Here is a 12047-nt window from a genome sequence, read left to right as displayed (position 1 = left end):
GAAGGTCATGGAGGAGGCCGTTTCATGGTAAAGGACAACTACTTTGTCTATCCGCAGGATGTAAGCGCCTTCGGTTTCGACTGGGGCAAGCTGTCGCTGACCGTGGCGCCCGAAGTCAATGGCGCCAGTCGTTTTTCCGGCGGGGTAGTCGAACTGCCAAGCGGCGAGGGCCACTCACGTCACAATCATCCGGGTGCAGAGGAAATCATCTTCGTAATATCCGGCGAGGGCGAGCAGATGGTCGAGGACGAGAACGCAAATCCGGTGACGCGCAAGGTCGCCAGCGGCTGCACGATCTATATTCCCGAAAGTCGCTTTCATTCGACGAAGAACACCGGTGGCGGGCCGATGCTCCTGTTCGTCGTCTACTCACCGGCGGGGCCGGAGCTTGCGCTTCGCGATCTGCCGGACTTCCGCCTGCTGCCGCAGGACATCTGAGGCGGGCATCCATTTTGTGGGAGGAAAGACAATGAACGACAATGCAGGGCAGACAAGGCAGGCCGCCGTGGCGCCGTTCGATACGGCCAAGCTCGACCGCCTCATGGAGGAGGCCGGTATCGACGTCCTGATCGCCACTTCCAAACACAACACGCAATATCTGCTGGGCGGATACAAGTTCATCTTCTTCGCCGCCATGGATGCGATCGGGCATAGCCGGTACCTGCCGATGGTGATCTATGAGAAAGGTGCGCCCGATCACTCCGCCTATGTGGGGAACCGCATGGAGGGCGCAGAGCATCAGAACAATCCATTCTGGACGTCCGCAGTGCATACGGCGAGCTGGGGCACCCAGGATGCGGCCGGGCTCGCTGTCGAGCACCTGAAGAAAATCGGCAAGGCCGGCGGACGCATCGGTGTCGAGCCTGCCTTTCTGCCTTCCGACGCCCGTGATCTTCTTGCCTCTCGGCTGGATAGTGCGCGGTTTGTCGATGCCACACATGTGTTGGAGCGGCTGAGGGCGGTTAAGACGCCAGATGAACTGGCAAAGCTCAAACGCGCCTCCGAACTGATTACCGACTCGATGCTGGCGACAATCGCCGCCGCCCGCGCCGGCTCGACGAAACTGGAGATCATCGAGCAGCTGCGCAGGGAGGAAACCAACCGGGGACTGCACTTCGAATATTGCCTGCTCACGCTCGGCGCCAGCCACAATCGCGCGGGCTCGCCGCAGGCCTGGGCTGAGGGCGAGGTCCTGTCGATTGATTCCGGCGGCAACTATCACGGATACATCGGCGACCTCTGCCGCATGGGTGTGCTCGGCGAGCCGGATGCGGAGCTGGAGGATCTTCTGGCTGAAGTCGAAAGCATACAGCAGGCGGCCTTCGCCAAGGTCAGGGCAGGGGTTGTGGGCAGTGAAATGATCGCGGCGGCGGAAGCCGAGCTCAAGGCCTCGCCATCGGCGGGCTTCACCGACTTCTTCTGCCATGGCATGGGCCTCATCACGCACGAAGCGCCGTTCCTCATGACGAACCACCCCGTCGCCTATGAGGGCATCGATGCCGACAAGCCGCTGGAAGCCGGCAGTGTGATCTCGGTCGAGACGACGATGCTTCACCCGAAGCGCGGTTTCATCAAGCTGGAGGATACGCTGGCGATCACCGACGGGGGCTATGAAATGTTCGGCGAACGTGGCCGTGGCTGGAACCGCGGCGGAGTGTGACTGAAGGCCGGCACAATCAGATGCCCGGCAGACTTCACTACCGGGCATTTTGTCCGGGCGCCGTGGTCTCAGGTGTGGCGGATCTCCGTTCCCAGCACCTTCAGGCATTCGCGCATGAAGGCGGCGAGCGCCGTCCAACCCTTGGCCGAGACCATCGTCCCGTCGACATAGGCTTCAGTGGGCGAGAGGTCGATGTAGGTTCCGCCCGCCAGCGTGACCTCAGGTTCGCAGGCCCCGAGCGCACCCACCTTCTTGCCGCGAACGACACCGTCGACTGCGATCAGGATCTGGACCCCGTGGCAGATGGTGAAAATCGGCTTCCGCTGCTCGTGGAAGTGACGCACCATTGCCTGCACCCGTTTGTCGGTGCGGATATATTCGGGCCCGCGCCCGCCGGCGCAGTAAACGGCATGATACTGATCGAGCTGGTCTTCCGCTTCGGAAAACGTCTTGTTGATGGTGACATTGTGCCCGAGTTTCTCGGTGTAGGTCTGATCTCCCTCGAAATCGTGCAGCGACGTCCTGAGAATGTCGCCCGCCCTCTTGTCCGGGCACACCACGTGCACCGTGTGCCCGACCGCCTCCATCGCCTGCTGGAAGACGAAGATTTCGTACTCCTCGGTGAAATCGCCAGTGAGCATCAGGATTTTCTTGCCTGCCATGGGTTCTCCTCCTCGTTGTCACAGGCACGCTCTTGCCTGCGGGTTGAATCAGATGTCGTCGAACGCCGGCAACAGCCGGTCTCGCGAACGTTCAATGTGGATGCGCATTGCGTTCTCAGCAGCGCGGGAGTCGCGCGCCGCGAAGGCGTCGAGTAGCGTCTGATGCTCGCCGAGTGCCTCCTCCGTGACGCGGCGATGAAACATCAGGCGGAAAATGTGGAAATGCGTGTGCTGGAATGCCAGCATTTCTCGGATCAACTCGTTACCGGCAAACTCCATGATGCGGTCGTGGAAAATAGCGTCCTTGCGGGCGAAGGCCGAATAGTTCGCCCGCTCGTCCCTATCGTCGCGACGTGTCATCACGCCTGCGGCGTCCGTGAGGATGGCCAGTTTTTCGTCGTTCATCGCCTGAGCCGCCTTCGCAGCGCCGGCAGGTTCCAGCAGCAGACGAAGTTCATAGAGTTCATCGAAGCGGTGGCGCGTAATCTGGGGCGCAGCGCGGTAGCCGACGAGATGCTGCTTGACGACGAGGCCTTCGCCCTCAAGCCGACCGAGAGCTTCGCGGATCGGAGTGTGGGAGACGTTGAACTCCCTGACCAGGTTGTCGACCGTAATGCGCTCTCCGGGGGCGATCTTCAGCGACATGAGCTGGTTGAAGATTGCCTCGTAGACGTCGACAGCTAAGCCGTTGGCGCGCTGGATCTGGGCCGTTCCCGTTGAGGGTTCTCTAAGTCTCGTCGAAATCATCTGATGCCTTGCCTCTTGACAGGTTCAATCGCTAGCACGATGCTGCGTGTAAGACAATCCTATATCCTATACGATTTAATATAGGGGACAAATCATGCGCGTTTCCGAAGCGGCAGCCCTTGCGCTTGCCACCCGCCTGCTCGAAGAGCATGGCGCACCGCGTGACCATGCGGCGCTGCAGGCTCGCGTCCTGGTGACGGCCGAGATGAAGGGGCACCCCTCGCATGGCCTGTGCCGGCTCTCGCGCCTCGTCGAAAGGATCAAGCGCGGTGTCATCGACCCACAGACGAAGGGAACGCAGCGCTGGCGGGCGGATGCGGTGCTGGAGGTCGAGGGATCGGCGGGACTTGGCCCCATCGTCGCCATGGCCGCGATCGAGCGGTTGGCGCCTCATATTCCTGATCTTGGCATCGGCCTGGTCGCCGTGCGCAATGCGAACCATCTCGGCATGCTCGCGCATTATGTTGAGGCCGTTGCTGCGATGGGTTTGGTCTGCATCGCGCTATCGTCCAGTGAGGCGCTGGTCCATCCATTCGGCGGTACACGGGCAATGCTTGGCACCAACCCCATCGCCATTGGCGTTCCGACCGCCGAAGACCCACTTGTGCTTGACCTTGCCACCAGCATCGTGCCGATGGGCAGGATCCATCATCACGCGGCGACCGGCAGACCCATTCCCGAGGGATGGGCGCGCGATGCGGCCGGCAGGCCGACGACAGATCCGAAGCGTGCCAAGGCCGGCGCGATTGCACCCTTCGGCGATGCAAAAGGCTATGGCCTCGGCATTGCCCTCGAGCTGCTGGTGGCGGCTCTTGCAGGCTCCGCGCTCGCACCCGAGGTGCACGGCACGCTCGACAGCCAGTCGCCATGCAACAAGGGCGACGTCTTCATTCTGATCGAGCCGAGTCTGGCGCCGGGTCTTCCGACGCGGCTGTCAGCCTATCTCGCTGCGGTGCGCGCCTCACCATCCGAGATGGCCGGCGAACCGGTTCGCGTCCCCGGGGATCGTGCGCGTCAGCGGCGTGCTGCCGCCAGCCGCAATGGTTTTGAGATCGACCAGCGCCTTTGGGACGACCTAAACGCGCTTTCCCCCTCCCGCATCCTGGCCTTCGAGGGACAAAGATCATGAGCCTGTTTGCCGCCTTGAGGCTGCCGCGGGAAATCCTGTTTGGTGTCGGCCAGCGTCATGCACTACCGAGCGTCGCCAGCAAGACCGGACGGCGCGCTCTCGTCTGCACGGACGCGCGTTTTGCCGCAACGCCCGTCTTCGCGGAAATGATCGCTGCCGTCAAAGCGGCCGGCATTGGCGTCGTAGTGCATGACCAGACGCTGCCGGACGTGCCGCGCGATACCGTAGCTATCTGCGTTGAAGCCGCGCGCGGCTTCGAACCAGATATGGTGATCGGGATTGGCGGTGGCAGTTGCCTCGATATGGCGAAATGCGCCTCGCTCCTGCTCGCTCATGGCGGCGCGCTCACCGATTATTATGGTGAGTTCAAGGTGCCTGCACCGGTCCTGCCGGTCATTGCTGTGCCGACCACGGCCGGCACCGGCTCCGAGGTAACGCCGGTTGCGGTTGTTTCCGATTCCGACCGTATCCTGAAGGTTGGAATTTCCAGCCCATATCTCATCGCCGCAGCGGCGATCTGTGATCCCGAACTCACCTTGTCCTGCCCGCCTGGGCTGACGGCGATTGCCGGTGCCGATGCGCTGACGCATGCCATCGAGGCGTTCACGGCGATGCGCCGCCCCGGCGATGCGGAGCTTGCGCAGCAGCATGTCTTCGTCGGCAAAAGCGATCTCACCGACCAGTTCGCTCTGCATGCCATCCGGCTCCTCAGCCGGAGCCTGGAAAAGGCCTTTGCCGACGGTTCGGACGTCGATGCGCGCGCCGATGTGATGATGGGCGCGCTTGCAGCCGGCTGCGCCTTCGGAACCGCGGGCACTGCCGCAGCCCACGCGGTGCAATATCCGGTCGGCGCCCTGACGCATACGCCGCATGGACTCGGGGTAGCGACCATGCTTCCCTATGTGATGGCATTTAATCGCCGCGTCGCCGTCGCGGAAATTGCCGCGGTCGGTAAAGCGCTCGGCCTCGATCCCAATGGAATAGAGAAGGACGAGACAGTTGCCGATGCCGCAATCGCCGAGGTGAGCCGCCTCTTTGCGGCGATCGGCATTGCGCCGACGCTCGCCGGACTCGGCCTTCCCGAAGACCGGATCGACTGGGCGGCCGGGGAGGCCCTCGGAATCGGCCGGCTGATCAAGAATAACCCACGCCCCCTCGATTCGGCCGCCATGCGCGGCCTGGTTCGGGCCGCCTATGACGGCGACCTGGCCGCTTCCGCCCTCTGACCTCGGAAATCATCATGAACGTCAACCAGCTTTCTCTCCACCCCGACGATGATACCTTCGGGCTCAGCTCGTTTTCCCGTGGTCTCTATATAGGCGGCGCCTGGCGGCCTGCGGCAGGCGAAGGTCGGATCCAGGTGATCGATCCGTCGACCGAGGTGGTCATTGCCGCCGTGCCGGATGCGACGCTTGCGGATGCGGCAGCGGCCGTGGAGGCTGCGGCGAGCGCCGCGGAAAGCTGGCGCGAGACTCCGCCGAGAAAGCGTTCCGAGATCCTGCGCCGCTGCTTCGAACTTATGGTGGAGCGCTCCGAAACGCTCGCGAGACTCATTTCGCTCGAGAACGGAAAGGCTTTGCGCGATGCGCGCGGCGAGGTGGCCTATGCGGCGGAATTCTTCCGATGGAACGCTGAGGAGGCGGTGCGGATCTCAGGTGAATTCGGCATCGCCCCGGCCGGCGGAAACCGGATCGTCGTCGATTACCAGGCTATCGGCATCTGCGTACTCATTACACCCTGGAATTTCCCGGCCGCGATGGCGACCCGCAAGATTGCGCCGGCCCTTGCCGCAGGCTGCACCGTCATCCTCAAGCCGGCGAGCGAGACGCCGTTGACGGCCTATGCGCTTGCTGCTCTCTACGAGGAGGCTGGCGTGCCGCCGGGCGTGGTGAACGTGATGACAACATCGACGCCGAGCCCCGTCATCGCCGCTATGCTGGCTGACCCCCGTGTGCGAAAGCTTTCCTTTACAGGCTCGACGGGTGTCGGGCGCACGCTGCTGGCGGAAGCAGCAAAAAATGTCATCTCCTGCTCCATGGAGCTCGGCGGCAACGCGCCATTCATCGTTTTCGACGACGCCGACGTTGATGCTGCGATCGAGGGTCTGATGGTTGCGAAAATGCGCAATGCCGGTGAGGCGTGCACCGCTGCGAACCGGATCTATGTCCAGTCCGCTATCCACGATGCCTTCGCGGAAAAATTTACCCGGCGCATGGCCGCCCTCGAGATCGGCCCAGGTGTAGATCCGGATACCGAATGCGGTCCGATGATCACACGCAAGGCAGTGGAGAAGATCGACCGTCTGGTTACGGACGCCATTTCAAAGGGGGCGCGCGCGCTCTGCGGCGGACGAACATTGGCAGGGCCGGGCTTCTTCTATCCGCCGACGGTGCTCGTCGACGTCTCGCCGGCCTCAGACATGGGGTGTGAAGAGATTTTCGGTCCCGTCGCGCCGCTCTATCGTTTCGACAGCGAGGCAGAGGTTATAGCTGCGGCCAATGATACCGAGTACGGCCTCGCCGCCTACATCTATACCCGCGACATCAGCCGTGGCATGCGCGTCGCTTCGAAGGTCGAGGCGGGCATGATCGCTCTCAATCGTGGACTGGTCTCCGATCCCGCTGCCCCCTTTGGCGGTGTGAAGCAGAGCGGCCTCGGACGTGAAGGAGGGCAGCATCACGGTATCGCAGAGTTCATGGAAGCCAAGTACATTGCCACCAGTTTCTGAGGAGGAGCGCGTGACCGCCGATCCGTTCCGCATTCGTGATCATGTCTCAGATTTCGACGAGATCGTCGCCGATCTCCGTGCCCGCAGCCTTGCAACGCGGCGCACCGTGACCATGGAGGCCAACATCGCTTACGGGGCTGGGCCAGGCGAGACGCTCGATATCTTCGTGCCGAATGATGCCGACCCTGACATGCCGATACACATGTTCATCCATGGTGGCTATTGGCGAATGTTTTCCAAGGAGGATTATTCCTGCGTCGCTGAGACGATCACAGGCGCCGGCGCGGTCGCAGCCATCGTCGATTATTCGTTGATGCCCGGCGCGAGAATGGACGTTCTGGTTGGTCAGGTCCTGAAAGCCAAGGCTTTCCTGCTGGCCCATGCCGATCGTTTTGGCGCCACACCGCACCGATTCTCCGTCAGCGGTCACTCCGCCGGTGCACATCTGGCAACCTTTCTCTTCCACCGGTCTCCTTCGCCTTCGCGCGTCGTTGCCGCTTTCCTGCTCGGCGGGCTCTACGACCTCGAGCCCCTGCAGACCTCCTTCCTGCGTGACGAGATCGCCTTGAGCGACGAGGAGGTGAGACGGTTTACGCCCATGCGTCACGAGCACGATCCTGCAACGCGCGTCGCTATCATGGCCGGCGAACAGGAAACTGATCCGTTTAAAATTCAGGCAAATGCGTTCAGAAAGATTCTTGCCGCCCAAGGGCTTGATGTGTGGGCATCGCTCGCCGCAGACGGGAACCACATGAGCACGGTACGCGACCTCGCCGTCGCTGGCACACCTGTGGCGGCAGCGTTGCGCGCCGCAATTGCCAATATGCCGGTGAGGAACTGAAGCGACCAACGTTCCCCTATCGCCGTTTGTCGCGATGGTGGCAGTCGAAGAGTGTGCATTGTCATGATCGGACCAATTTGTAGCGACCGGCGCGTTGAAGACAAAATGCCGTGCCCGCTGCGCCGGCGGCAAACAGGGGCTTGTCAGGACTTGAAGATCGTAGGGGTTTTTCTTCACCATCTCCTACGCGCCGGATAACTCGACACCATTGACCATTTTTTTAAGAGTTATGCCTATCGTGATGGCCTCGGACGCGGCCGCCGCCGGAGAAAGAGCCGAATTTCCTGGGCAGGGGCGAACATTTCATGTCGTTGATTGATCGACTGTTGCAGCGCATGCGGATCGTGACGAAGGTTCTCTTCTTCGTCGTCCCTCTGATCGTCCTCATAGCGGGCATCGGGCTTTTCGGCTATTTCACCGCCGGCACGCTCAAGGGCCAGATGACCCTGACGCGGCAGACGATCGACGCGCTTTCCAGTTTCCAGCAGCTGCGATCCTCGCTGACGGCCTTTACCGATCTTCCGACGGCGGCCACGCGCGACCGGCTGATCGCCAGCATCTCCGATCAGGAGAAGGGTGCGGCGACGCTCGATGCGATGTTGATCGATCCTTCCCAGAAGCAGCAGATCTCGGCGGTGCGCGACCTCGGCGGCAGGATGCAGGGTAGTGCGGACGCGCTTTGGGCCGTGGCTCAGGAGCGCACGAATACCGAACAGGCGATCGATGCGGCCGTGGCGCAGCTTTTCAAGGAGAGCCAGACCGCCCGCAAGCAGCTCGACGTCCTTCAGGATCAGGCGAACGGAAAGGAAGCCTTCGTCCGGGCGCTTCTCCTCGATGCCTCCGCCTACAAGAACATCGCCCAGCGCATTGCGAAATTGCGCAAGGCGACCGCGCAGGCGACTGCGCCCGCGGATATTGCCGGCGCTCTCGGCAGCCTTCTGCCGCCGCTCGTCAAGGAGGTCGGCGGGAGCGCCGCAGTCGCTTCCGACAAGGCTCAAAGCCAGATTGCCGCGCTGAAGCCGGTATTGGACAAACTCGCCGCGATGGCCAAGGACAGCGCCAACCTGACGCTTGTGGGCTATGCTCCCGTCGACCAGGATCTGCAGGGCTTTGAAGAGAAGTTCGTAAAGCTCGCCTCAGGAAATGCGGATACCGCTATCGAGCGTTTTGTCGGCATGGATGCGAATATCGGCACGCTGCGCTCCATGGTGGCGATCGTCAGTGCCGCGTTCAAATCGATCGACGATCTGCGCCTGCACCTGAGTGAATTGAACAGACGGGTCGATGCCGAAGCGCGGGACGCCGTTCTCGCCGATCTCAAGGGGCTGCGCGAAAGCGCTGGACAGCTCGTGCCCTTGAGCGGCAAAAACGCCGCCTTGCAGGAACTTGCGAAGAAGATAGAGCCATCCCTCGCCACGATCGAGAAGGACACGTCGCTGCTGATATCGGTCGCAGATCGGTGGCGGGCAGAGAGGGGGACGGCGACCGAACTCGTGGCATCGGCAAGCCATACTCTGGAGCAATTCGTCAGCACGGCGCAGGAAAGCGGCAAGGACATCAGCCAGCGCTCGGCCACCATGTCGCTCTCGGCAATGATCGCGGGCACGGTGCTTGCGATCATCGGCGGCCTGATGCTGATCGAAACGCTGCGCGGACCGCTGAAGCGGATCACCCAGACGATGACGAGACTTGCCGCCGGCGATCTCGACGTTCCGATCGGCGACGGCAAGCGCGGCGACGAAATCGGTGATATGATCCGGTCCGTGACCGTCTTCCGCGACCAGGCGCTTGAAAAGACCAGGCTCGAATTGGTGGCTGAGGCTAACAGGGCGCGGGACGAACACGAGCAGGCCCGCCGCGAAGCCGAGCAGGCGCGCATCGAGGCCGAGCAGAGCGAGGCTCTGGACGCCTTGTCCGACATGCTCGGCAAACTCGCCGACGGCAATCTCGCAGCCGTGATGAGCGAGGAACTGGCCGCCGATTATGTCGCGATGGCCAGGACCTACAACCAGGCGATCGATGCGCTTCGCCGCACGCTCGCCGAGGTCCGCAACACCACCTACGAAATCGCCGAGGGCAGCACCAATCTTTCGGGTGCGGCCGACGATTTGGCGCGGCGCACGGAACAACAGGCGGCCGCTCTCGAAGACAGTTCACGCGTGCTTGGCGAACTCACAGCCAGCGTTCGCACGACAGCGGAAAACGCGCACCAGACATCGGTTTCCGTCGCGGAGGCGCATCGGCAGGCGGAGCATTCCGCGGCTGTCGTCGCCAAGGCCGTTGACGCGATGGACGCGATCAATCGTTCGTCGGACAAGGTCTCCAGCATTATCGGCGTGATCGACGAGATTGCCTTCCAGACCAATCTTCTCGCACTCAATGCCGGCGTCGAGGCGGCGCGGGCAGGAGAGGCGGGCAGGGGTTTTGCCGTCGTCGCACAGGAGGTGCGCGAGCTTGCACAGCGTTGCGCCAAGGCCGCCCGCGAAATCAAGGATCTCATTTCCAACAGCGTGTCGCAGGTTGGCGCGGGCGTCAGGCTCGTCGAGGAGACTGGGGAGGCGCTTTCCGTGATCATAGAGCATTTCACCTCGATCAACGGGCTGGTGCAGGTCATCTCGACCGCCACCAGCACGCAGTACAAAGGGATCGACGAGGTCAACAGCGCGGTTCGCGACATCGAGCATATCACTCAGCACAATGCCGCCATGGTGGAGGAAAACACCGCCGAAATTCACAGGCTTCGGCAGCAGGTGGAACTGCTGAACGAAAGGATTTCCCGATTTCAGACCGCCGACGGCCGCAAGCCTTCCACCGCCGTGAGCCCGCGAATGGCGGCCGCCTCCTGAGTGTCCTTCGCGGCTTCGTGCGACATTGTCTAGAAGTCGGCGACCTTGCCCCAGGCGGATTCCGCGAAGCGGTTGGGATGATAGGGCCTGGGATCGACGATCGGCTCATTGCCGGTGACGATATCGGCAATCAGATGACCGGCGCCGGGTCCGATGCCGAAGCCGTGGCCGCTGAAGCCCGCAGCGAGGATGAAGCCCGGAAGGGTAGCGATCTCGCCGATCCCCGGCACGCCATCTGGCGTGCTGTCGATATAGCCCGCCCAGGCCGCGTTGATTTCGGCGTTCTTCAAGGCGGGCAGCAGCTGGAGCGCCCGTGAATGCGTGAGAGCGATGGTGGTCTTGTCGATGGCCGGGTCGAGGATGCGCATCCGCTCCATCGGCGTCGGCCTGTCGAGCCGCCATCGCGCCAGAGATTCGTGCCCTGAGCGAATTCCTTCCAGTCCGCCGGGTGCGAGGCTGCGCCAGCGCCGGGCGAACATCGGCAGGAACTGCGGCGCGAAACGGAGCTGCTGCGCGGTTGGGTCGACGCGGCCGCGGCCGCTGATCGCCAGCGTGTAGCCGCCGTCGCCGCGGCGTGTCACTGATACCGCTGATGTATGCAGCGCATCCGGCAGGCCGAGTGCACCCGGCGAAACCGACAGGATCGACGAGCGGATCGAAGCTTGCGGAAATCGAATGCCGAGCTGGCGGCAGAAGGACGAGGCCCAGGCGCCGCCGGCCAGGATCGCGATCTTTGTCCCTATGGTGCCGTGCTCGGTGACGACGCCTGAAACCCTGCCGCCTTCAATGTCGACGCCGCGGGCCGCACAGGATTGATGCACCGTGCCGCCGAGCTTCAGGATCGCACGCGCGACGGCAGGCGCGGCTCTTCCAGGATCGGCGGTGCCGTCGGTCGGCGAAAAGACCCCGCCTTTCCATACGGCGCCGGTGGCCCGCCCGCGTTCGGTTGCCTCCGCGCCACTCAACATATGGGTTGTGACACCGACCGATCGGGCGAAATCGCGCCAGCGGGCCCAGCCTGAAAGTTCTTCCTCGCTATTGCTGAGATAGAAGAGGCCGCAGCGGCGGAAGCCGGTGTCCTCGCCTGTTTCGATGGCGAAGCGCTCCCACAGATCGAGGCTCTTGGTCGAGATCGGCAATTCACGAGCATCGCGGTTCTGCTGCCGGCACCAGCCCCAGTTGCGGCTCGATTGTTCTGCCCCGACAAGGCCTTTCTCGACGAGGGCGACCTTCAATCCACGTTTGGCCAGATAATAGGCGGCGAAGACGCCGACGATGCCGCCGCCGATCACGACCGCATCGGCGGCAGCGGGTAGCTGCGGTGTAGTGTCGGCGCGCGTCAATGGTGCGGGCATGGCATGGTCTCCGTTTCAGGCCAGTCTAACGGATTCACCGCCACGCCTTTGCCGGAGTTCATCCCACGGCAGCAGAAGA

At 62.8% G+C, this 12047-nt stretch carries 9 protein-coding genes and 1 pseudogene; 7 read left to right on the top strand and 3 right to left on the bottom strand.

Translation table 11 applies throughout. The annotated features are described in order from the left end of the window. The first annotated feature begins 24 nt into the window (after positions 1–24). Together HJB91_RS22795 and HJB91_RS22790 are read left to right on the top strand one after the other, a co-directional pair. Entirely contained in the window at positions 25–438 is a 414-nt protein-coding gene (locus tag HJB91_RS22795; RefSeq protein ID WP_210631751.1) for a cupin domain-containing protein, read from the top strand. Between the two features lie 31 nt (positions 439–469). Then, the gene (locus HJB91_RS22790) at positions 470–1660 is read left to right on the top strand and encodes a Xaa-Pro peptidase family protein (protein ID WP_210631752.1); all 1191 of its coding nucleotides are present in this window, start codon (positions 470–472) and stop codon (positions 1658–1660) included. Positions 1661–1728: 68 nt separating this feature from the next. Here the strand turns inward: HJB91_RS22790 and HJB91_RS22785 are convergent, their stop codons facing one another. Together HJB91_RS22785 and HJB91_RS22780 are read right to left on the bottom strand one after the other, a co-directional pair. Then, a complete protein-coding gene (locus tag HJB91_RS22785; protein WP_221147348.1) occupies positions 1729–2322 on the bottom strand; it encodes a DJ-1/PfpI family protein in 594 nt (197 codons plus the stop codon). Between the two features lie 48 nt (positions 2323–2370). Then, positions 2371–3069 (bottom strand): GntR family transcriptional regulator, encoded by a 699-nt coding sequence (locus HJB91_RS22780; protein WP_210631754.1) that lies wholly within the window; start codon positions 3067–3069, stop codon positions 2371–2373. Positions 3070–3163: 94 nt separating this feature from the next. Between HJB91_RS22780 and HJB91_RS22775 the strand changes: the two genes are divergently transcribed. From HJB91_RS22775 to HJB91_RS22755, 5 genes and pseudogenes are all read left to right on the top strand, one after another. After that, positions 3164–4198 carry an Ldh family oxidoreductase gene (locus tag HJB91_RS22775; protein WP_210631755.1) on the top strand — a complete coding sequence of 345 codons (1035 nt, stop codon included), beginning with the start codon at positions 3164–3166 and terminating at the stop codon, positions 4196–4198. Next, positions 4195–5424: an iron-containing alcohol dehydrogenase gene (locus tag HJB91_RS22770; protein ID WP_210631756.1), complete on the top strand. Its 1230-nt coding sequence runs from the start codon at positions 4195–4197 to the stop codon at positions 5422–5424. The genes HJB91_RS22775 and HJB91_RS22770 overlap by 4 nt, the downstream gene beginning before the upstream one ends. 14 nt (positions 5425–5438) lie before the next feature. After that, positions 5439–6926, top strand: coding sequence for an NAD-dependent succinate-semialdehyde dehydrogenase (locus HJB91_RS22765; RefSeq protein WP_210631757.1), 1488 nt, complete (start codon positions 5439–5441; stop codon positions 6924–6926). A 10-nt stretch (positions 6927–6936) separates the two neighbouring features. Next, positions 6937–7850: pseudogene (locus HJB91_RS22760) on the top strand (alpha/beta hydrolase). A 222-nt stretch (positions 7851–8072) separates the two neighbouring features. Then, positions 8073–10613, top strand: a complete 2541-nt coding sequence (locus tag HJB91_RS22755; protein WP_221155934.1) for a methyl-accepting chemotaxis protein — start codon at positions 8073–8075, stop codon at positions 10611–10613. 29 nt (positions 10614–10642) lie between these two features. Here HJB91_RS22755 and HJB91_RS22750 read toward each other — a convergent pair whose 3' ends face one another. Further along, positions 10643–11968, bottom strand: a complete 1326-nt coding sequence (locus HJB91_RS22750) for an FAD-binding oxidoreductase (protein ID WP_221155933.1) — start codon at positions 11966–11968, stop codon at positions 10643–10645. Positions 11969–12047 lie beyond the last annotated feature (79 nt).

The sequence above is a fragment of the Rhizobium sp. NLR10b genome (assembly GCF_019685435.1).
GTDB lineage: Bacteria > Pseudomonadota > Alphaproteobacteria > Rhizobiales > Rhizobiaceae > Rhizobium.
Note: the sequence above shows the minus strand (reverse complement) of the source record. Positions and strands in the feature narration are given on the sequence as shown.